18 protein-coding genes are annotated in these 20,654 nt (G+C 50.4%); 12 read left to right on the top strand and 6 right to left on the bottom strand.

Annotation, left to right across the window (positions count from 1 at the left end; translation table 11 throughout):
- Window positions 1–112: 112 nt before the first annotated feature.
- Together ACYVJM_RS05530 and ACYVJM_RS05525 are read left to right on the top strand one after the other, a co-directional pair.
- Window positions 113–286: a hypothetical protein gene (locus ACYVJM_RS05530; protein ID WP_461147197.1), complete on the top strand. Its 174-nt coding sequence runs from the start codon at window positions 113–115 to the stop codon at window positions 284–286.
- Window positions 287–377: 91 nt separating this feature from the next.
- Window positions 378–1,172, top strand: coding sequence for a thymidylate synthase (locus ACYVJM_RS05525; protein WP_461127706.1), 795 nt, complete (start codon window positions 378–380; stop codon window positions 1,170–1,172).
- Window positions 1,173–1,204: 32 nt separating this feature from the next.
- Here the strand turns inward: ACYVJM_RS05525 and ACYVJM_RS05520 are convergent, their stop codons facing one another.
- On the bottom strand, window positions 1,205–1,507 hold the full coding sequence (locus ACYVJM_RS05520; RefSeq protein ID WP_461147196.1) for a 2TM domain-containing protein: 303 nt from the start codon (window positions 1,505–1,507) through the stop codon (window positions 1,205–1,207).
- A 124-nt stretch (window positions 1,508–1,631) separates the two neighbouring features.
- On the opposite strand from ACYVJM_RS05520, the gene ACYVJM_RS05515 reads away from it, so the two are divergent.
- The 5 genes from ACYVJM_RS05515 to ACYVJM_RS05495 all read left to right on the top strand — a co-directional run bounded on the left by ACYVJM_RS05515 (window position 1,632) and on the right by ACYVJM_RS05495 (window position 9,212).
- A complete protein-coding gene (locus ACYVJM_RS05515; protein ID WP_461147195.1) occupies window positions 1,632–3,365 on the top strand; it encodes a helix-hairpin-helix domain-containing protein in 1,734 nt (577 codons plus the stop codon).
- A 140-nt stretch (window positions 3,366–3,505) separates the two neighbouring features.
- Window positions 3,506–5,917 carry a TonB-dependent receptor gene (locus tag ACYVJM_RS05510; protein WP_461147194.1) on the top strand — a complete coding sequence of 804 codons (2,412 nt, stop codon included), beginning with the start codon at window positions 3,506–3,508 and terminating at the stop codon, window positions 5,915–5,917.
- 82 nt (window positions 5,918–5,999) lie between these two features.
- The gene (locus ACYVJM_RS05505) at window positions 6,000–7,067 is read left to right on the top strand and encodes a DUF4249 domain-containing protein (RefSeq protein WP_461147193.1); all 1,068 of its coding nucleotides are present in this window, start codon (window positions 6,000–6,002) and stop codon (window positions 7,065–7,067) included.
- Window positions 7,068–7,081: 14 nt separating this feature from the next.
- Window positions 7,082–8,161 carry a DUF4249 domain-containing protein gene (locus tag ACYVJM_RS05500; protein ID WP_461147192.1) on the top strand — a complete coding sequence of 360 codons (1,080 nt, stop codon included), beginning with the start codon at window positions 7,082–7,084 and terminating at the stop codon, window positions 8,159–8,161.
- Between the two features lie 52 nt (window positions 8,162–8,213).
- Window positions 8,214–9,212: a glycosyltransferase family 9 protein gene (locus tag ACYVJM_RS05495; protein ID WP_461147191.1), complete on the top strand. Its 999-nt coding sequence runs from the start codon at window positions 8,214–8,216 to the stop codon at window positions 9,210–9,212.
- A 38-nt stretch (window positions 9,213–9,250) separates the two neighbouring features.
- Here the strand turns inward: ACYVJM_RS05495 and ACYVJM_RS05490 are convergent, their stop codons facing one another.
- From ACYVJM_RS05490 to ACYVJM_RS05470, 5 genes are all read right to left on the bottom strand, one after another.
- Window positions 9,251–10,399 (bottom strand): chromate transporter, encoded by a 1,149-nt coding sequence (locus ACYVJM_RS05490; RefSeq protein ID WP_461147190.1) that lies wholly within the window; start codon window positions 10,397–10,399, stop codon window positions 9,251–9,253.
- Window positions 10,400–10,422: 23 nt separating this feature from the next.
- Window positions 10,423–10,956: a hypothetical protein gene (locus ACYVJM_RS05485; protein ID WP_461147189.1), complete on the bottom strand. Its 534-nt coding sequence runs from the start codon at window positions 10,954–10,956 to the stop codon at window positions 10,423–10,425.
- Between the two features lie 62 nt (window positions 10,957–11,018).
- Window positions 11,019–11,876 (bottom strand): chromate resistance protein ChrB domain-containing protein, encoded by an 858-nt coding sequence (locus tag ACYVJM_RS05480; RefSeq protein WP_461147188.1) that lies wholly within the window; start codon window positions 11,874–11,876, stop codon window positions 11,019–11,021.
- A 23-nt stretch (window positions 11,877–11,899) separates the two neighbouring features.
- Window positions 11,900–12,973, bottom strand: a complete 1,074-nt coding sequence (locus ACYVJM_RS05475) for a glycosyltransferase family 9 protein (protein ID WP_461147187.1) — start codon at window positions 12,971–12,973, stop codon at window positions 11,900–11,902.
- Window positions 12,974–13,130: 157 nt separating this feature from the next.
- Complete coding sequence (locus ACYVJM_RS05470) at window positions 13,131–13,736, bottom strand: DUF4254 domain-containing protein (protein WP_461147186.1); 606 nt, start codon at window positions 13,734–13,736, stop codon at window positions 13,131–13,133.
- Window positions 13,737–13,968: 232 nt separating this feature from the next.
- Here ACYVJM_RS05470 and ACYVJM_RS05465 point away from each other — a divergent pair, with 232 nt between their 5' ends.
- From ACYVJM_RS05465 to ACYVJM_RS05445, 5 genes are all read left to right on the top strand, one after another.
- Window positions 13,969–14,604: a TetR/AcrR family transcriptional regulator gene (locus ACYVJM_RS05465; protein ID WP_461147185.1), complete on the top strand. Its 636-nt coding sequence runs from the start codon at window positions 13,969–13,971 to the stop codon at window positions 14,602–14,604.
- 83 nt (window positions 14,605–14,687) lie between these two features.
- The gene (locus ACYVJM_RS05460; protein WP_461147184.1) at window positions 14,688–16,004 is read left to right on the top strand and encodes a TolC family protein; all 1,317 of its coding nucleotides are present in this window, start codon (window positions 14,688–14,690) and stop codon (window positions 16,002–16,004) included.
- Window positions 16,005–16,033: 29 nt separating this feature from the next.
- Window positions 16,034–17,083: an efflux RND transporter periplasmic adaptor subunit gene (locus ACYVJM_RS05455; protein WP_461147183.1), complete on the top strand. Its 1,050-nt coding sequence runs from the start codon at window positions 16,034–16,036 to the stop codon at window positions 17,081–17,083.
- Between the two features lie 11 nt (window positions 17,084–17,094).
- Window positions 17,095–20,244 carry an efflux RND transporter permease subunit gene (locus ACYVJM_RS05450; RefSeq protein WP_461147182.1) on the top strand — a complete coding sequence of 1,050 codons (3,150 nt, stop codon included), beginning with the start codon at window positions 17,095–17,097 and terminating at the stop codon, window positions 20,242–20,244.
- Window positions 20,245–20,336: 92 nt separating this feature from the next.
- On the top strand, window positions 20,337–20,597 hold the full coding sequence (locus tag ACYVJM_RS05445; protein WP_461147181.1) for an acyl carrier protein: 261 nt from the start codon (window positions 20,337–20,339) through the stop codon (window positions 20,595–20,597).
- Window positions 20,598–20,654 lie beyond the last annotated feature (57 nt).

The following is a 20,654-nucleotide window of genomic DNA, read 5'->3' as shown; positions in this document are numbered from 1 at the left end:
AATAAGCCTACTCTTCCTTTGCTTTCTTAATCGGTGGGACAATGGCTTAGTTTTTGCACAAATTCGGTTGAAGCGCATTTTTGCGCCAGAAACTTAATCACTTGCAAAGACAATGAAAAAAGCCTTACTTGGTCTGGCTCTGCTGACCGCCCTTACGACAGTATCCTTTGCCGGTGAAATCCGGAAAGAAAAGAAGACAAAAAAAGTTACGACGACAAATTGTGAGAAAACCTCCTGCGAAAAGGGTACTACACACACCTGTTGCCTGAAGAAAGCACAGGCATAAAAAGCTCACTGCCGTATGTATTTAGCCGACCCCTCTGCCTTTTGGCGAGGGGTTTTATTTTTTTATAAAGTTTGTATTACGACTTTTGTCTATGCAACAATATCATGACCTGCTTCGCCACATTCTGGCTAACGGAACCCGCAAAACAGACCGCACCGGTACAGGCACCATCAGCGTATTTGGTTACCAGATGCGCTTTAACCTGCAGGATGGTTTTCCCCTGCTAACAACCAAAAAAGTACATACAAAGTCGATTATTCATGAACTGCTTTGGTTTATTAAAGGCGATACCAACATCAAATACCTGAAAGACAACGGTGTTTCGATCTGGGACGAGTGGGCCGACGAAAACGGCGATCTGGGGCCGGTTTATGGCAAGCAGTGGCGCAGTTGGGCCGGTCCGCAGGGGCAAGTGATCGACCAGTTGCAGGATGTGTTGCGCCAGCTTAAAAATACACCGGACTCGCGCCGAATCATCATTTCGGCCTGGAATCCAGCCGATGTGCCCAGCATGGCGTTGCCACCCTGCCATCTGCTGATGCAGTTTTATGTAGCCGATAACAAGCTGTCGTGTCAGCTTTATCAGCGGAGCGCCGACGTATTTTTAGGCGTTCCCTTTAATATTGCCAGTTATGCGCTGCTTACGATGATGATCGCACAGGAGTGTGGCCTGGAGGCTCATGAATTCATCTGGACCGGGGGCGATACACACCTGTATCTAAATCATTTGGAGCAGGTAGAAACCCAGCTCGCCCGCGACTTCCGCCCTCTGCCGACCATGCGGCTAAACCCCGATGTTCGTTCGGTATTCGACTTTACCTATGCCGATTTCACCCTCGAAAACTATAACCCGCATCCGGCCATCAAAGCACCGGTAGCAGTGTGATGTAGGATATATAATACATCCTACATCCTACACTATTGATTCACCAGCTTCTGGTATTCCCGCTCGATCATGTCCCGTTCGTTGCCGTAATGAATGGCCAGATAGTGCGATACTAGCCCGATACCCCAGCCTAACATCGGAAAAATGGGCCACGGGAAAAGGGTGCCGGCATGACCACTCGTGGTGTTGATGACAAATGCACTGAAGGCCCATATAAGCCAAAGTCCTGTATTGACAACGAAATAAGACCGCAGGTGAATGCGAAAACCGACACGGGCTTTCGCTTGTTTCCATAAATAAGGGTCGCGTTGGGGTGTAGGCTGGTTCGTTTCCATCGTCGTCTTTGCTAAAGGTTGATCGTCGTTTTAAGTTGACCCGACAAAGTTGCTATACCCAGCCAACGTGTTTCCCTGAAATCTGACCAATTGCCTAACTTGCGGAGTGAATCCCCCCTTAAGCATGACCAATTCTGAAATCGTTGACCTGCTCGAACTCACCGGCCGGTTAATGGAACTCCACGACCGCGATGCGTTCAAAACGCGCTCTTACCAGACAGCCGCGTTCAACCTGGATAAATCCACCGCCGACCTTGCCAATTTGCCCGTTGATGAACTGGTGAAGCTACAGGGCGTTGGTAAATCTGTTGCCCAGAAAATTCGTGAGATTGCCGAAACGGGCCGCCTGACGGAGCTTGATGAGTTACTGGCTCAAACACCCCAGGGCGTTCTGGATATGTTCCGCATCAAAGGTCTGGGCGTCAAAAAGGTGCGCACTCTCTGGCATGAGCTGGGCATAACGAACCTGCGCGATCTTCAACTGGCAGGCGAAAACGGTCAGATTGCGAAGATTAAAGGGTTTGGAGCCAGTACGCAGGAAAAAATTCTAACGGCTTTGGAGTTCCTTCAGGAACAACAGGGTAAAGTCCGTATGGATAAGGCCGCCATGATTGCCAACCTTCTTGTGGAGCAGGTAGCCCCCCACTTTGAGCGGGTTGAGATCAGCGGTCAGGTGCGCCGGAAAGCACAGGAAGTGGATATTGTTCAATTGCTTATCCAAACCAGCGACCCCGTTTCGGCTATGTTGGTATTGAACGGATTCGATAATCTGGAACAGGATGTTCGCGATTCATCGCCGTTCGCGTGGCGCGGGCACCTGGCTGGTTTTGATGTGCTGGTGGAGTTATTGTTCTATCCCGCCGAACAAATGAGTCGGCAATTATTTATTCAGACGGCTGCCGAAGCGCACCTGAAACAGGCCGGCACAGGGGGCATTCCTTTGTTACAGGTCGCCTATGCCGGTGTTTTGCCTGAAACGGCCGATACTGCCGATGTAACGCAAGTTGAAACCGCTATCTACGAAAAAGCCGGGTTGCCGTATATCGTGCCCGAAATGCGCGAAGATGACTTTGCCTTCCGCTGGGCCAGCCGCTATAAAAACGAAGAACTTGTTACCTGGGATGATCTGAAGGGAACGCTGCATAACCACAGTACCTGGTCGGATGGGAAGCAATCGGTGGCGGATATGGCAGCCTATTGCCGGAAGTTAGGGTTAACCTACTTTGGTATTGCCGATCACTCCAAAACGGCTTCCTATGCGGGAGGTCTGGATGCCGAGCGTGTTCGTCAGCAACAGCTTGAAATTGACGAAATAAATAAAACCTTCGGTTCTGACTTCCGGATTTTTAAAGGCATTGAATCGGATATCTTGGGCGATGGCTCGCTGGATTATGACGATGAGACACTGGCCACGTTCGATTACGTCGTGGCATCAGTTCACCAGACGCTGACCATGACGCAGGAGAAGGCTACAAACCGATTGTTGCGGGCCATTGAGAATCCGTACACGACTATTCTGGGGCATCCAACGGGTCGGTTGCTCCTGGCCCGCGAAGGTTATCCCATCGACCACCGGGCTATCATCGACGCCTGTGCGGAGCATAAGGTCATCATCGAAATCAACGCCAGTCCTTATCGGCTCGACATCGACTGGCATTGGATCGAGTACGCCATGCAGCAGGGTGTCATGCTCAGTATAAATCCCGATGCCCATGATTTTGCCGGTTTGCTGGATATGCATTATGGCGTTGCCATCGGTCGAAAAGGCGGCTTAACCAAAGCCATGACCTTCAATGCGCTACCCTTGGCGGAAATGGGGGTGTATTTACAACGACGTCGGGCAGAGATAAATAGGTGACTGGAAAGAATTGGGATAAAAAAGGATTAATTGTTGGTTAATGAATATAGGAAATAGGGTAAATACGTTGCTTTATTTCCTTAATTTGTTACCTTTCATACTCATAATCACCCAATTCCGCACTTCCTAAGCCCCGCTCTATGCGTTTTTTACTTTTACTATTGTTTTCAAGCAGTCTGCTCAACGGGGCGTTAGCCCAACAACGAACAAATTCAGAGGCTAACCCGGCTACGTTTTCGGCTACGGGTTATGTACGGGATGGGAAAACCGGAAAGCCAATTCAGAGTGTGAACATTGTTGTGCTGAACGTATCGAAGGGGTATGTAACGGCAAAAGATGGTTTCTATACGATTCAATTACCCCCCGGTAATTACATACTACGCTTTTCGCACGTAGGTTATCGACCAAAACAGGATACAATTTCGCTTCAGAAAACGCTGTTTCGTGAGATAACGATGGACGATGATTCCAAAGATCTTGAAGAGGTGGTGGTAACCAGCGAATCGCCCGATCGTAACGTCCGTAAAGTTGAAATAGGTGTCTCCCAGCTATCCATTCGCAGCATTCGGCGCATTCCGCCCCTAATGGGGGAAGTCGATGTGGTGCGTTCACTGCTGCTCCTGCCAGGGGTGACCACCGTGGGTGAGGGCGCACCCGGCTTCAACGTACGGGGGGGCGGTGCCGACCAGAACTTAATTCTCTTCGACGAGGCCCCGGTGTTCAATTCGAGCCATTTAATGGGCTTTTTCTCGGTATTTAATCCCGATGTAGTGCGGGATGTAACCCTGAACCGGGGCGGGGTGGCCGCAGCCTTCGGTGGTCGGGCGTCGTCGGTGCTGGATGTGAAAATCAAAGAACCTGATGCCCAGAAATGGGGCATTAATGGCGGAATCGGGATTATTTCGAGCCGATTGGGTGTTGAGGGACCACTCATCAAGAACAAACTTTCTTTTCTGGCCGCTGTACGAGCTTCGTTCAATGACTTTCTCTTTAAACTGGCCCCGCCGAATTTGAAAGGAACACAGGCTAATTTTTATGACCTGACGTCGAAACTTAAATACCAGCCCAACGAAAAGAATACCATAACGCTTACCGGATACCTGAGTACCGACGTTTTCAAACTCGCTTCCGACTCGCTGTCCGGTCAGGAGATCAACGCATCGTCAACCCGGTTCAACTATCAAACGATGAATGCGGTGCTGCGCTGGAATTACTTTATAAGTAAGCAGATCAATCTGGCATCATCCGTAATTTTCAGCCGCTATCAGGCTGATCTATCCTCGCCCGATTCATCCAATGCGTTTCAGTTGAAGTCGGGTGTCTGGCACCGGCAGGTAAAATCGGATCTGACGTTTACGCCCAACGAAGTTCACCAGTGGCAGGTGGGGGTAAGTGCTATCGATTATCTGCTACAACCAAACACGCGCATACCGGGGCCTTTCTCCAACGTGCTGCCCGTTGACCTTGCCCGCGAACGTGCCTACGAACTGGCCGCTTACATTCAGGACGAATGGAAACTGAACACGAATGTGGCCATTATTGCCGGGCTTCGTTACTCGGCTTTATTGAACCGGGGCCCTGCCACCGTACGTACATATCAGGAAAACGGGCCGAAGGAAGACGAAGCGGTTACGTCGACAAAAACTTATGACGCGGGTAACATATACCATTCTGCCGGAGGACTGGAACCCCGACTGGCGGTTCGCTGGACGGTAGGCGACGGGCGAGCCATCAAAGCCGGGTATAGCCGTCTGCGTCAGTACATTCAGCAGGTAACAAACACAACGGCGGCCCTGCCCACCTCGCGCTGGCACCTGAGCGATATGTATACGAAGCCCGTTATTGCCGACCAGTGGTCGCTGGGGTACTTCACCAACACAACCGACAATGCCATCGAAGCCTCAGGCGAAGTATATTACAAAACACTGACCAACGCTATCGATTACCGGGATGGAGCTGAACTACAACTGGCACAGGCCGTTGAAACCCAGATTGTGCAGGGGAGCGGAAAAGCCTATGGTTTTGAGGGATTGCTCCGGAAAAATAAAGGACGCTGGACGGGCTTTATGAGCTATACTTATGCCCGTACATTTTTAACCATGGATAGCCCTTATGCCAGTGAACGGGTCAATAATGGGATGGCCTATGCCGCTAACTACGATAAGCCCCATACGCTCAACGTATTGGCTACACATCGTCCAACGACCTGGTTTAGCATGTCGTTGAATTTTACGTACAGCACGGGCCGGCCAACCACCCAGCCATCCGCCATTGCCCGGGTGGCCGGCATACTCGTACCTATTTACCTTGACCGAAACCAGCAACGCGTTCCGGATTACCATCGGCTCGACTTTTCGATGACGTTTGAGCAAAATCCGCTCAAGAAAAAGAAGAATCAGAGCAGCTGGGTTTTCTCCATCTATAACGTGTACGCGCATAAAAATGCGTATTCAATCTTTTATAAGTTGAGTCCGGCCTCTCTATCGGATGCGTATAAGCTGTCAATTTTTGGATCGGCTTTCCCATCGCTGACCTATAATTTCAAGTTCTGAGCAAGGCACGACCCCATAGTCGTACCTCACCAGTTGTGTGCCTTGTTTTGTCCGGTCTTATTATTTACAGTCGACTTAACGTATGAAAAATGGAAAGGGTATACTGAAAGTAGGGCAGTACGCCGGACTACTTATTGTACTGTTCGCCGTTTCGTGCGTGACGGAATTCCAGCCCGATGCGGTCACTATTTCGCCAGCCCTGATTGTTGAAGGGCAGGTGACTGACCAGCCGGGTCCATATATCGTTAAGCTTACCCGCACGGCCGATTATTCCTTTAAAAGTATTAACCTGCTCGAAACGGGTGCTACGGTCGTTATCTCGGATGATCTCGGTAATCGGGAGACACTGAGAGAACAGTCGCCGGGGGGTGTTTACCTGACTTCCAGTCTGCGGGGCGTAGTTGGGCATACGTACAAACTAACCATTCAGACCAAAGCCGGAAAGCGGTATGAATCGGATGCGGAAGTACTGCCGGCCGCTCCTCCTATTCGAAAATTGTATTACCAGTACACCAAAGAGCCGACCGGGCTGAGCGAAGCAAAAAAACAGGGATGGGATGTCTATCTGGATACTAAAGACCCCGACACCCTCGGAAATTACTACAAGTGGAGCTGGACACACTATGAGTTTACAACAATTTGCCTGAAACGGGAATTAGCCAATGGGGTAATCACCGGGCTGGGTTGCTGTTCGAATTGCTGGGATATTACCCGCTGTTATACGTGTGTAACTATCAGTTCGGATGTTAATATCAACGGACAGGCGATCAGTCGCCAGTTTATTAGTCGGGTGCCTTTCAAATCGACGAGTTCCTATTACCTGGAAATTCAGCAACAGGCGATCAGTGCAGGAGCCTATGCGTTTTGGAAAAGCGTTCGGCAGCTGACAGAAAATACGGGAGGGCTGTTCGATGCAGCTCCTTCAATCGTTCGGGGTAATGTGCACTGCACCAGCGATCCAGTTGAACCGGTTTACGGCTATTTTGGCGCGGCTGGACTATCCGAACAATACATCAACGTCGACCGAAGTGCGGGGGAGGGATTTCCTGATATTGACCCGCCGGTCACGGTTTTTCAGCCGGTGGGTTGTGCCACCTGCGAGAATAGTTTGTACCGAACACCCAATAAGCCGCGCTGGTGGCAATTATGATGAATACCCAACTCATGTTAACGACAACACGAATAGTAAAACAAGGTCTTGGCCTGCTGGGACTTATAGCCTGCCTGATTTCCTGTATAACTCCTTTTCAGCCGGACACGGTTAAAGTTGATCCGATGTTGATTGTAGACGGGCAGATTACAGACCAGCCCGGTCCGTACACCATCAGGCTTACCCGAACGTCCGATTATTCGATCCGGAGTGTCAATTTGCTGGAGCCCGGTGCTACAGTCGTTATCTCCGATAATATGGGCAATCAGGAAACGCTGAAGGAACAAGCGCCGGGGGGCGTGTACCAGACGAGTGCGAATGGCCTGCGGGGCGTGCCGGGCCGACGGTATACACTAACGATCCAGACAAAGGCCGGGAAGCGCTATGTTTCGGAGTCGGAGGTGATGCCGGCCGCACCACCGATCCAAAAATTATATTACGAATCCAACTACGTACCGGCCAGCGGAATAACCAACGCACGGCAAACCTGGGACGTCTATCTGGATACCAAAGATCCCGACACCCTCGGAAACTACTATAAGTGGAGCTGGACGCATTATGAGATGCCCACTGCCTGTAAGAAAACCTTTGTCTCATCCGGAAGCTATTATTCCGGCATCTCCTGTTGTACTGACTGCTGGGATATTACCCGCTGCTATACCTGCGTCAATATCAATTCGGATGTGAACATCAACGGGAAAGCGATCAGTCGGCAATCGATTACCAGTGTTCCCTTTACATCACTTAGTCGATATTATTTGGAAGTGGAGCAGCAGTCCCTAAGCAAAAACGCTTACCTGTTCTGGAAAAGTGTACAACAGCTGACCAGCAATACGGGCGGATTGTTTGACGTGGCTCCGTCGTCGGTGCAGGGCAACATAAAATGTGTTACGACACCGGGAGAACCCGTTTATGGGTATTTCGGCGCTGTGGGTGTTTCGGTGAGCTCTCTGTATGTAGACCGGACCGACGGGAAGGGATCACCCAGTCTGGATTTTCCAACCGTTATTCCCTACCCAACAAACCCCTCCTGTATTGTTTGCGAAAACTCCCTTTACCGAACGCCCATCAAACCACGTTTTTGGACTTATTAATCGGTTTGGTGAGGTGCGGCAAATAAAATAGATTTGTGGAAATGATTACACCATGGCTTCCCCGGTAAACATCCTGATTCTCCAATTTGCATCCATAGGCAATGTTGTTTTAACATCGCCAGTTGTACGTTGTCTGAAGCAGCAGCTTCCCAATGCGGTCATACATTACTGTACAAGGCCTGATTATCAGTCCCTTGTTCTTCATAATCCTTATATATCCGAACGGCATTACCTAGATGGCAACGTCGTTGAGTTGATTCGGCAGTTAAGGGCTCAAAAGTTCGATTACGTCATTGACTTACAGAATACGTTTATCAGCCGGTTGATCAAGACCGCACTGGGTGTGCCATCATATAGTGTTGAAAAACAATCATTTCGTAATTGGCTCTACGTACGCTTTAAAGTAAACGCACTCTCCGAGCAGCATATGGTTGATCGGTATCTGGCAACGGTGCAGCCGCTGGGTATCGAAAACGATGGGCGTGGCCTGGACTACTTTATACCTTATAAGGATGAAATTGAGTTCGACTGGTTGCCGGCCACCCACCAGAATGATTACGTTGCGTTCGCTATTGGGGGGCAGCACGCAACCCGACGATTGCCCTTGGCTCGCATGATTGAGCTGTGCCGCAAAATAAACCACCCCATCGTGCTCCTGGGGGATAAGAACGACCGGAAGGCAGGTGATGAAATTGTGCGGGCTCTTGGCAAAAAACAGATCTATAACTCCTGTGGTTATTTCAACATCAATCAGTCGGCATCCATCCTTAAACGCGCTCGCATTGTGTTTTGCCATGATACCGGACTGATGCATATTGCTGCGGCTTTCCGCAAAAAAGTGTACTCCATCTGGGGCAGCTCGACACCTCAATTCGGGTACTACCCGTACAAAACTCCGCACGTCCGGCTCGAAGCTGTTGGGCTGGGTTGCCGTCCCTGCTCTGCAACGGGCTCCGACGAGTGCCCAATGAAACATTTCAATTGCATGAACACGCTGTCTTTCAACTTCGATGTGAAGGAACTGCGTACCAAAAAGAAAAATTTCGAGTAACGAAAAACAAGCTGACAGTGGTTGCGTCGAATCAGCCGTTAGCTAATGTACCGCAGGAGTAAGCCTACAACGGCGGCACCACCTATGACACCTAATTCAGGAAGTTTTTTGACTAGGGAAAGCAGTCCTACCGTAAACAGCGCGATCAGGAGAGCAGGTACATCGATCAACTGCCGTCGGGCCAGCACAACGACGGCACCGGCAATGGCCCCAATTGCGGCAATCGTTACCCCATCCACAAAGGCTTTGACGCCCGGATGTTTTCCCCATCGTTTGAAGTAGGGGGCAGGCAGTATCGTAAAAAGGTAACAGGGAAGAAACGTAGCCAGCCCGGCAACGCACGCACCGGGAAAACCAGCCACCAGATAACCGATAAAGGCAACCGTAATCACCACGGGGCCCGGCGTAATCATGGCTACGGCTACGGCATCCAGAAACTGCTGTTCGTTGAGCCAGCCATATTCTTTTACGACACCTCCATAAAGAAACGGAACGATAGCCAGCCCGCTCCCGAAAACAAAGGCGCCTGCTTTAGTGAAAAAGAGCGCCAGTTTCCAAAGAACAGAATCGGTGGGGAGAGCCAGCACCTGCGCAAAAAACGGTGCGATACTAGTTCCCGCACCCGAATTGAACCGTATGGATGGCGATTTGACAAACCAGTAAATGCCTCCCGATAAGAGAACCAGCCAGATCAGTTCTGATTCCGTAATTACGGTCGCTACTGCCGAAAGGGCAAATAAGCACCACCCCAACAGGTCTTTCCCAATCGTTTTGGTCGTGAGCTTATATGTTCCAACGGTGATAATACCAATAATGGCGGCCCCAATGCCGTAGAAAACAGCCTGCATCCAGGGTAGCCCGTTAAACTGCCGGTAGGTCCAGCCTAACAAGACAACCAGAACGAACGAAGGCAGCACAAAAGCGAGTCCCGCCAGGGTAGCACCCAGCAGGCTGTAATGAACGTAGCCAAGATAAATGGCCAGTTGAGCCGCCAGCGGACCGGGGGCTAACTGTGCCAGAGCCAGACCTTCGCGGTAATCTTCTTCACTAATCCACCCGCGTTCTATAATGAGATCCCGATGCATGGCGCTGACCAGTGCCGGGGGGCCGCCGAAGCCAGTCGTGCCCAGATACAGAAAATAGTAAATCAGGTCTGTTTTCGTATACGATAGCCTCGTTGATTCCATACTGTAATGCTGACTGTTGCGGGTCAAAAAACAATGCCAAACTGTAGAGCCGCCGTCAGTGAGGTGGGGCGGTCGTTGCCAAAGCGAACTGGAATGGGAACTGCCACAAAGTAACTGATTGTTGGTCCTCGCTTCACAATTTTATTAAGTACGGGTGTAAATCCGTAGCGGCCTGATGTTTCAAAGGCAAGGCGGCTGGCCAGCGTAAAGTCGTTGCCCAGGTTCACTAATACACCCGGATGAAAGAGCACATTGGTGACCCGGCTGCTTCCGTTTTCGGCCCGGATCAGGGGCACCACTTCAACCGAAAAGCCAATCTGTTTGGTCTTCCACAGGTTTAGCCCAATTGGAAAGCCAACGGCATAGTACGTGTTGAAATTAGTTTCGCTGCCCTGCTTATTAAAGGTAATGATTGGATGAAGTACGCCCAAATAGCCCGTCATACGTGGATAGGCGGGGGGCGAGGTTGTCTGCGCCTGCGTGGCTGATGAAAATAAAACTAAGCGAAAAATAGCTAACAGGAATAGATGAAAAATGGGTTGATTGATCTGTTTCATAACGGCTTATGCAGGTGATGCTGCAAGATTAAGTCGTTTGCTCAGCCAGAAATAGAATGAATTTAACCTTTTGTATCTGATTTACCTTTTCGCTGATTTTTTCGGTAATCGGACGGGTTCTCGCCGACGAGTTTTTTAAATATCCGGGTAAAGTGGCTTTGGTCTGAGAAGCCCGTCAGGTAGGCAATTTCAGAAAGACTATAGGGGGTTGTTTCGAGAAGAAACAGGGCTTTCTCAATGCGCAGCTTACGGATGTATTCGCCGAACGACAGATCGTCGAAGTAACGCGAAAAAGCCCGCGACACGTACGCTGGATTGACCGCCAAACTTTCGGATAGCTCGTTGAGGCTAAGGGTTAAGTTCGTATCGATCTGATCCTGAATCAATTCCTTTAGCTCTCTTACCCAGGCGGGCGTCTTCCGCTTACCCGGACTTGCCTGGTAGGAATGCAGAACCCCCAGCAGAAGCCGTTCCGTTGGACTCTGGGTGTGTTTGACCGTCTGTAAATGGTTGGCCCAACTATAGAGTGCGTCGTAAATGAGCGTTCCCTGGGCGAGTAACTGCTGATCGTCACTAATGTTGAACGCTAACCCCGCCGAAATAGCCCATAAACCAGCCGCTTCGGGAGCTAACGTATGATCGTCGGTGTCGGCGCCCCGCACAATGGCGGCAATACGCTGCAGGGCCGGATCATCCAGTTTGTGCTTTTGCAGGAAGTAATCGAATGTGCACCGGTCTTCGTAGTGGCTGTATTCTACGCCCGGTATATCGAAAGGGATAGCGTTCAACGCTTTGGCCTCTGCCTGAACCTGCATTTCGGGCACAAAACGAATGTCGGCCGTTGGGTCAATAAACCGCTGGATAAGCCAGGGGCAAGCTAGTCGATCTATCTTTGGCCGTTCGCGGGTTATCCAAATCATGCGTTTCTGAAAAGGCAAAAGGATTAGATTGCGCTGGTCATGCCTGAACGTTCCAACAGTTGCTGAACTTTATTAGCTACCATATCGACCGAAATCCAGTTCAGGCAGGCCAAATCGCCCCGAAAACAGGGTTTATTACCGAACACGGAACAGGGACGACAGGGAAGCACATCGGGAGAAATCTGCAGAATGGCTTCTTCGCCCTGACCCCACGGCCCAAAACCCGCATCTGGATGAGTAGATCCCCAGATCGACACGACCGGCACTCCGCTCAACGCTGCCAGGTGCATATTCCCGGAGTCCATACACAGCATTCCGGTCAACCGGCTGATCAGAGATAACTCGGCTGCCAGTGAAAGCTGCCCGGCTACCAGAACCGCTTGTGGAAACTGGTGTTGTAGGGTCTCCAATCGGGCTATCTCTTCAACACCACCCCCTAATAAGAACAAAGTTATGGGTTGATTATAATACAGTTGTGCCAATAATGGTGCGAAGAACTCAAAAGGCCACATCTTCTGGGTATGTTGCGCAAAAGGAGCAATGCCCAGCCAGGGGGTATCGGTAGACACCGCATGACGCTTTAAAAAAGCGTCAAGTTCAACATCGGCGGTTGATGCTGGTGTAAATGCAAAAGACTTTGCAGGCTCAAGATCAAATCCGGCAGCCGTAAACACCTGGGCATACCGGTCTACGCTATGGAGTAGTTTCCGGCGGATTTTGTTAGCCTTTCGGGTCAGTGCGTTCTTTTCGGCACGGCCCTTATTGATCGTAAATGATGGTACACCTGCTAATTGAAATAACCGTTTCAGTACCGCAGAGCGTAGGTTCTGGTGCGCATCGATAACGACATCAAAAGAAGCGATCTGCCGCAGTTCGCTCACCAATTGAAACAGCCCTGGTAACCCCTTATGGCGTCCGTCAAAGTCAGCTCCTATGACACGAACCCCCGGTAGCTGCTCAAAGAAAACGGCAAATTTAGCCCGTGTCACCAACGTGATGATGGCATCGGGGTAACGCTGGGTGAAGGCCTGAACAACAGGGGCCAGCAGGGCAACATCGCCCATGGCCGAGAAGCGTAAAAGAAGCAGATGCTTCATAAAGTGGTCAGGTAGGGTCAAAAATTGGCAGATGTAGTTTTTCGTGGTCAGATGGGGTCATTTGTGATCAGGTCAATTGTGGTCAGGTTTTGTTCAACCCTGCTTGACTAGTTTTGACCGTACTTGCTCATTTTTGACCATGCCTGACCACGCTTGTCTATGCCTGACTGGTATAAAGAACCGGGTTTAGAGTAGGGTCGTTATACATTTTCATCTGTCGGTAGACCTTCATGTACCGGTCGCCCTGACGGATGTCGTCGAGTAGTTCATCGAAGCACTTTGCCAGGTCACTTTCCTGTTCGAGAAGTACGGCTAATTTCTGACTGGCTTTCTGGCGGTGTTCATCAGATACCGATGGCCGGTCTACCTGCTCGCGAAAGTGATAGATCTTGAGTTGTAGTATCGACATTCGATCCAGCAGCCAGGCGGGGGTCTCCGAGTTTAAGCGAGCGCCGGACTTTGGTGTAATGCCCTGAAACTGATCAAAAAACCACGCGTCCATCTGCTCCACGGTATCGGTCCGGTCCTGATTCGACTGGTCGATCCGGCGCTTCACGGCCACCAGCTCGTCAGGGCGTATAGTTGGGCTGCGGATAATATCTTCCAGATGCCATTGAACCGTATCGATCCAGTTTTTCTGGTATAGCAAAAAGGCGATGGCATCAGGTGAATAGGGGTTTTGAATCGGGGTATCGACGTTGTCGGTCAGGTGGTAGTCCTGAATACTCTGGCGGAACAGATTGTTGGCGAAAGTGGCGTTCATAGGCGGTTAATCAATCGCAAAGATAGCGGTTTTAACTGGTAATGTCCGAAGAACCAGCCTCTACCAATCGCGTTGAGAGCTTTGCTTCCTAATTGTCTTCACCATTTTTAATCAACTTTTATAAATATTTATAGTTAATTTTGCTTGTTTTTTAGTATTTAAACAGATGTTTAAAAAAACCATTTGAATACTTTGTTTGTTACTTATTGACAACATACTTTTGAAACACCAAATGAAAAAACCAATGGATTGTCTAACGTCAAAGTCTACTGAATTACGGATCAGGGAAGCCGCCGAGCGGGTCTTTCTTGAGAAGGGATTCGACGGGGCTACCTCGCGAGACATTGCCGAAGCCGCTGGTATCAACATTGCGCTGACGAATTACTATTTCCGAAGCAAGGAAAAGCTGTTCATGCAAATCTTTGAAGATCTGGTTCAGTTGTTCTTCAATGGCATGGTCGAGATCATGAATAAACCGATCAGTTTGCGGGATAAGATAGCCGAGTTGATCGAACATGACTTTCAGTTATTAAAGAATAATCCCAACCTGTCGAATTTCATTATGAATGAAGTTCACCGTAATCCAGACCGGATGGCAAGTTGTATAGGGGTAATGAAGGAAATTCATCACTCCATGTTCGAGCAACAGCTACAGCATGAGATCAGCCTGGGCAACGTTCGTCCTATTAAAGCCTTGCATGTGATGCCTATGGCATTCGCCAATATCCAGTTTTTGTTCATTGGAAAACAGATGCACATGAAAATGTGGCAGATGGATGAAGCTGGTTTTGACCAGTTTATCAATGAGCACAAGCAGATTGTCATTGACATGGTAACGTCTTATTTGTTTGATTTTAAAAAGGAGTGATCCTTTTTTTTGCCCATTAATTAAACAAATATTTAAAATATAAAATTAATAAATCTATTTAAAACAGTTTAATCAACTTTATTATGAAAATCTTTCGATGGTATGTGTCTACTGCCCTTTTGCTGGGATGTTCGGCGGTGAATGCGCAGGATGTAACGCTGGATCAGCTGGTTAATAAAGCGCTGACGGGCAACTATAGTGTTCAGGCTGCCCGCCTGGACGAGATCAGAACCGATGCGCAAATTTCGGAGGTAAGAGCCAGTGCCCGTCCGCAGGTTAACCTCACCGGCGACTACAAACGGTATTTGAAAATACCGGGTCAGGTCGTTCCTGCCTCAGCTTTTGGTGGGCCGGAAGGTTCCTACTCCGTACTGGCTTTCGGATTGCCTTATAATCTTTCTACCAGCGTTCAGGCCTCGCAGGCTTTGTATAATCAGTCGCTGATGATTGCGACGAAAGTGGCGAAAACCAGCCGCGATCTGTCGGCCTTGCAAACGCAGAAGACCAAAGAAGAAGTTGCCTACAATGTGTCTGCCACGTATTACAATCTGCAAACAACGGCGCAGCAGATTGCCTTCCTTCAGAAAAACCTCGCGTCTACCGAGCGGCTTATCCAGATCACGGACCTGCTTCGGCAAAACAAATTAGCCAAAGGGGTCGATGTCGATCGCCTGCAACTGAGCAAAATTTCCTCCCAAACGCAAATTGAATCGCTTCAGGCTACCTATAATCAGTTGCTGAATACGCTCAAACTACTGACCGGCATCCCCCAAGCCGACTCGCTCACCGTTCGGACAGCCATCGACGAGACCGTTCCGGTAACGCCCGCCAACGAATACACCATTAATCGAACGGACCTCCAGCTACTCGACCGTCAGAAAGACCTGAACGGACTTGAGCAACGAAACATAAAAGCGGGTTTTGTGCCGACTGTCTCGGCGTATGGGCTGGCCAACAGCACGGTCTATGCCACGGGTGGCGATAATTCCTATATCAAGAATGTGCCCGGCTACTGGCTCGGTCTGCAACTGAACTGGAATGTCTTCGATGGTATGGCCCGCAAAGCAAAACTAACCCAGAAACGCATTGATGATCAGAAGCTGGACGTGCAGCTTCGGCAGACACGCGAGTCGATTTCGATGGACATTGCCAACTCCCGAAATCAGTTTCTGGTCCAGCAACGCAACCTGGCCACCAACCGGGGGCAGGTGGCCCTGGCCGAAAAAGTATATACCCAGACGCAACTGCAATTCAAAGAAGGCACGGTCGACATTACGGATGTGGTGCAGGCCGAAAACTCCCTCCGCGAAGCGCAAAATAATTTCCTCAACACACTCGTCAGCCTGCGCACCGCCGAACTGGACTGGAAAAAAGCGACCGGCAGCTTAATCAACCAATAACCGACTCACAACCAGAATCCCGAAAAGTTATGAAACGCATTATCACAGTACTCGCGCTCGTTGCCACGCTGGGTTTAACCGCCTGGACACTGGTCAATAACAAAAAAGAAGTTGAAGAAAAAGTATACAAACCTAATCCCGATCAAAAAGTAGGCGTTCGGACGGCGGTGGCTACTCTGCAGAACCTGTCTCAGGAAACCGAATTCCTGGGCTCATTTTCCCCAAATCGGGAGATCGAGATCCGACCACAAGCCGGTGGTCAGATCGTCTCGCTGCCCATTGAGGAAGGCCAGATGGTGGGAGCCGGACGTTTAATTGCCAAACTGGATGACGAACAGCTGCGCTACCAAATTGAAGGACTGATGGTAACGCTGGAAGGCTATCAGAACGACCTCAAACGCTACGAAGTACTGGTAAAAGGGGATGCCACTCCCGCTATCAATCTGGAACGAACTCAGCTCAGCATTCGCTCAACCCAGGCACAGATCAAACAGCTTCAGAAACAACTGGCCAACACAACCGTTACGACACCCTTCTCGGGAATTGTGACCGACAAAATGGTGGAGAAAGGATCTGTCGTTTCAGTGGGGTCGCCCATTGCCAAAATAACCGACATCTCAACGCTTAAATTAGTTGTTCAGGTGCCCGAAAAAGCCATCAATCAGTTTCGCGTGGGGCAGTCGCTGCCTATTACAACGGAGGTATACCCCAATGCCCGTTTCGTGGGCCATGTCTCGATGATTGCCGCTCAGGGGGATGCGGCCCATAATTACCCTATAGAAATCACGGTACCGAACTCCGGCAAAAATCAACTGCGTGCCGGTATGTATGGCTCCATTGCCAATACCAACAAGCTGAAAGGACAAACGCTGGCGGTACCTCGTCAGGCCATTATAGGCTCGGAAAAACAGCCGCAGGTATTCGTGGTCGAAGCGGGGAAAGCCGTCCTGAGATCGGTGGGTATCGGAACGACAACGAACGAGTATTATGAGATAACGAATGGACTGAAAGCCGGTGATCAGGTGGTGACCAGCGGCCAGATCAATCTGCAAAATGGTACGCCGGTAATCGCTCAATAGACCTTACAGTTATGAAATTTGTTGAAACCATCATAAAACGCCCCTCGCTCATTATCGTACTGTTCGCGATTCTGACCATTGGTGGCCTGTTTTCCTATCGGTTGCTAAGTTATGAGTTGCTTCCGGAGTTCTCTACGCCGGTTATCACCATAACCACCATTTATCCGGGAGCTGCTCCGTCGGAAGTGGAAACGGAGATTAGTAAAAAAATTGAAGATGCCGTTTCGGGTTTGGATAACCTCGATGATGTGAAATCCAACTCGTTCGAAAACGCATCGGTACTCGTGGTGCAGTTTAAGGCCGGGACCGATATCGATCTGGCTTTGCAGGACGCCCAACGGGAAATTGACAAAATGGTGAGCGATCTGCCCGACGATGCCGAACAGCCGTCGCTGTCGAAAATATCGCCCAGCGATCAGCCCATCATGCAGTTGCTGGCAACGTCCACGCTGCCCAACGAAGTATTCTATCAGCAGGTGGAGGATAAGTACCTGCCCGTTCTTCAGCAGATTAAAGGTGTTGCCGATATTGCGATGGTGGGGGGCGACAAGCGCGAGATCCGGATTAACGTCGACGATGACAAGCTGAATTACTACGGCTTGTCGCTGCTTCAGGTATCGCAAGCCATCAACCAGGCCAACCTCGATTTCCCAACCGGAAAGGTAAAAAGCACCTCCGAGAACATGACGCTTCGGCTGGCGGGTAAATTCAGGTCGCTGGACGACATTCGGAAACTAGTCATTGTCACACCGCCTAACGGCAGCCCCATTCGCATAAGTGATGTGGCGAAAGTAACCGATGGCCTGACCGAAGCCACCAGTATCAGCCGGTTTAACGGGCAGGACGGTATCGGGTTGTTTATTAAAAAACAGTCGGATGCGAATGCGGTGGAGATAAGCCGGTTGGTACAGGAAAAGCTGGCGGTGGTAGAGAAAGAAAACGCCAAAGATAACGTCCATTTTGCCATTGCTTACGATAGCAGTGTATTCACATTGGCCTCTGTTGAAGCCGTAACCCACGATCTGCTACTGGCCGTTGGCCTGGTGGCCATTGTGATGCTGTTGTTTTTGCACAGTTTCCGGAATGCGTTCATCGTCATGGTTTCGGTACCGGCTTCGCTGATTTCGGCCTTCCTGTTCATGTACGTCATGGGCTACTCGCTCAACCTCATGACCCTGCTGGCTCTCTCACTGGTGATCGGTATTCTGGTCGATGACTCGATTGTGGTCCTCGAAAACATCCAGCGACACCTCGAAATGGGAAAAGACCGCTGGCGCGCTACCCTCGACGGGGTGAGTGAAATTGGCTTTGCGGCCGTTGCCATTACGCTCGTAATCGTGGTGGTTTTTGTGCCGATCACGTTCGTGAATTCAGTTATTGCAGACTTATTGCGTCAGTTCTCCCTCACGGTGGCGTTTGCGACGCTGGTTAGTTTAGTGGTCAGTTTCACGCTGACGCCCTGGCTGACCTCGAAGATGGCCCGGCTGGAGCACCTGAACCCGAAAAATCCATTTCAGGCGTTTTTGCTCTGGTTTGAGAAAGGGCTGACCGCGCTAACCAGTGGCTATCACCGTAGTTTGGGCTGGGTGATCACGCATAAGCTGGCTTTCACGGGAATACTGGTCGCTATTTTTGTATTCACCGGCTGGGTTATGCGTCTGGGCATTATTGGGTCGGAATTCGTCGCGCAGGGCGATCAGGGTAAATTTCTGCTCACCCTGAAGCTCGACAAGAGCGCTTCCCTTCAGCAAAACAACCTGATGGCCCGGGACATTGAGAATTACCTTCGCAAGAAACCGGAAGTCGAGACGATCTTCGCCAACGTGGGGGGCGCCAGTACCGGTATGAACAGCACCGGGCAGGGCGAAACCAATCGGACAGAGCTGACCATTCAACTGGCCGATGCCAGTGAGCGCCCCGGCCATAAACTCACCGAGCAGTACATGATCGACGTTCGTCAGGAGTTGGCCGCTCGTTTTCCGGCCATTGAATTCAATTCCTCGGTAGTGGGTATCGTCAATTCCGGTACCGCACCAATCGAGATTTTCCTGAGTGGCAATAACGTAAGCCAGAACCTGGCTGCTGCGGAAGAACTGGCCAATCGAATCCGGAGAACACCCGGTGCCAACGACGTAAACGTATCTGTTGAATCGGGCAACCCCGAAGTACGAGTCGATATAGACCGGGAAAAAATGGCGAAATTAGGGTTGTCTATTCAGACCGTTGGCGGCACGCTGCAAAACGCTTTTGCCGGTAACGACGACTCCAAATTCCGCGATGGGGGCGAAGATTACGACATCCGGATAATGCTCGATGCGTTCGACCGAAAGAATCCCGACGACGTGAAGAATATCAATTTCTTCAGTCCGTCCACCAATCGTCCGGTGCGGCTGGCGGAGTTTGCCAACGTTACCCTGAGCAACGGCCCGTCGCTGCTGGAGCGGAAAAACCGCCGGTCGTCGGTAACGGTAACGGCCAACACGCTGGGCACAGGCTCGGGTACACTGACCAGCGTGATTCAGGCCGATCTGGCCAAAAATCCGCTGCCTGCGGGGGTAACGGTTAGCTGGGGGGGCGATGCCAAGAACCAGAGTGAAGGCTTTGGGTCGCTGGGTATTGCCATGCTGGCCGGTCTGATGCTCGTGTACTTCATCATGGTCCTGCTCTACGATAGTTTTGTATACCCGTTTGTCGTCCTCTTTTCGGTGCCGGTCGCCATTATCGGTGCTCTGTTGGCACTCGCCTTGACCTCCTCCAACATCGGCATTTTCGCCATGCTCGGAATGCTGATGTTGATTGGTCTGGTCGTGAAAAACGCCATTCTGATCGTCGACTTTGCCAATCAGCAGAAAGAGCAGGGCGTTCCGTTCCGGCAGGCTATCCTGCATGCGGGCGAGGAACGTCTACGTCCGATCCTGATGACAACCATTGCCATGGTAATCGGTATGATTCCGATCGCCACCGCATCGGGGGCCGGTGCCGAGTGGAAAAACTCGCTGGCCTGGGTGCTGATTGGTGGTCTGAGCAGCTCGATGGTGCTCACCATTTATCTGGTTCCCATGATGTATTACGTCGTGGACCGGATTGGGGAAAAATGGGCAGCCTTTCGTTCAAAAAAGCAAGTCAATTCACCGGTTGCAACGGCTGAGCCCGTTCATTAAGTCATACTACTTCGACCCGGCTACGGCTAACCCCGTGGCCGGGTCGAAGTAGCCGATTCTTGTAGATCACTATAAACCTCGATCCGTACATCATGACACTTTCTCAACTAAACGACCGCCTTTTCAAAGTATTGACAGACATGGGCATCAGCCAGAATGCCCTAACCGATGGAGCCCATTTTAGCCGTGATCTGGGTCTCGATTCATTGGATATTACGGACTTGCTGCTTCAGGTAGAAACGTATTTTGGTATTCGCATTCCAGACGAAGACTTCTGGAAACTGGAAACTTTTGGTCAGTTAAAAACATATGTTGCCGGCGAACTATTTCTCGATGGAAGCCAGATCGCGTAACCGCTGATGCCTCCCGAAAGGGAGGGCGTATACACTTTATCGGTTGAAGAAACACAG

Source organism: Spirosoma pulveris (assembly GCF_054781875.1).
Note: the sequence above shows the minus strand (reverse complement) of the source record. Positions and strands in the feature narration are given on the sequence as shown.

Coding starts and splice junctions, on each gene's coding strand:
- ACYVJM_RS05530 (WP_461147197.1), top strand. CDS start 113: ATGAAAAAAGCCTTACTTGGTCTGGCTCTGCTGACCGCCCTTACGACA.
- ACYVJM_RS05525 (WP_461127706.1), top strand. CDS start 378: ATGCAACAATATCATGACCTGCTTCGCCACATTCTGGCTAACGGAACC.
- ACYVJM_RS05520 (WP_461147196.1), bottom strand. CDS start 1,507: ATGGAAACGAACCAGCCTACACCCCAACGCGACCCTTATTTATGGAAA.
- ACYVJM_RS05515 (WP_461147195.1), top strand. CDS start 1,632: ATGACCAATTCTGAAATCGTTGACCTGCTCGAACTCACCGGCCGGTTA.
- ACYVJM_RS05510 (WP_461147194.1), top strand. CDS start 3,506: ATGCGTTTTTTACTTTTACTATTGTTTTCAAGCAGTCTGCTCAACGGG.
- ACYVJM_RS05505 (WP_461147193.1), top strand. CDS start 6,000: ATGAAAAATGGAAAGGGTATACTGAAAGTAGGGCAGTACGCCGGACTA.
- ACYVJM_RS05500 (WP_461147192.1), top strand. CDS start 7,082: ATGTTAACGACAACACGAATAGTAAAACAAGGTCTTGGCCTGCTGGGA.
- ACYVJM_RS05495 (WP_461147191.1), top strand. CDS start 8,214: ATGGCTTCCCCGGTAAACATCCTGATTCTCCAATTTGCATCCATAGGC.
- ACYVJM_RS05490 (WP_461147190.1), bottom strand. CDS start 10,399: ATGGAATCAACGAGGCTATCGTATACGAAAACAGACCTGATTTACTAT.
- ACYVJM_RS05485 (WP_461147189.1), bottom strand. CDS start 10,956: ATGAAACAGATCAATCAACCCATTTTTCATCTATTCCTGTTAGCTATT.
- ACYVJM_RS05480 (WP_461147188.1), bottom strand. CDS start 11,876: ATGATTTGGATAACCCGCGAACGGCCAAAGATAGATCGACTAGCTTGC.
- ACYVJM_RS05475 (WP_461147187.1), bottom strand. CDS start 12,973: ATGAAGCATCTGCTTCTTTTACGCTTCTCGGCCATGGGCGATGTTGCC.
- ACYVJM_RS05470 (WP_461147186.1), bottom strand. CDS start 13,736: ATGAACGCCACTTTCGCCAACAATCTGTTCCGCCAGAGTATTCAGGAC.
- ACYVJM_RS05465 (WP_461147185.1), top strand. CDS start 13,969: ATGAAAAAACCAATGGATTGTCTAACGTCAAAGTCTACTGAATTACGG.
- ACYVJM_RS05460 (WP_461147184.1), top strand. CDS start 14,688: ATGAAAATCTTTCGATGGTATGTGTCTACTGCCCTTTTGCTGGGATGT.
- ACYVJM_RS05455 (WP_461147183.1), top strand. CDS start 16,034: ATGAAACGCATTATCACAGTACTCGCGCTCGTTGCCACGCTGGGTTTA.
- ACYVJM_RS05450 (WP_461147182.1), top strand. CDS start 17,095: ATGAAATTTGTTGAAACCATCATAAAACGCCCCTCGCTCATTATCGTA.
- ACYVJM_RS05445 (WP_461147181.1), top strand. CDS start 20,337: ATGACACTTTCTCAACTAAACGACCGCCTTTTCAAAGTATTGACAGAC.